A 260-nucleotide genomic window follows, 5' to 3' on the forward strand; every position below is an offset into this window, starting at 1 on the left:
CTAGAATTTGGAGACACTTTCTTTATTGGCAATGGCTCATTATCATTAGCCATAAACAAAACTGTTATTCAAGATAGTAAAATTTATGCTGCAACAGAAGATGGGCTGTTTTCTGCAGATGTAACAAGTAATCTTTTAATTGATTTTAATAATTGGACTCAAGAATTTTCTGGAATAAACTTTAGCAATATAGAAAGTTTTAATAATCAGATTTTCCTAACCGAAAATACTATTCTATATCAATATGAAAATAGTCTGTT

The 260-nt window shown here is 28.1% G+C and carries 1 pseudogene; it reads left to right on the forward strand.

Annotated elements, in window-relative coordinates:
• Positions 1-260 (forward strand): annotated as a pseudogene (locus tag ACRHNM_RS17190) (hypothetical protein); the annotation flags it as partial.

The sequence above is a fragment of the Psychroserpens mesophilus genome (assembly GCF_050617655.1).
GTDB lineage: Bacteria > Bacteroidota > Bacteroidia > Flavobacteriales > Flavobacteriaceae > Psychroserpens > Psychroserpens mesophilus_A.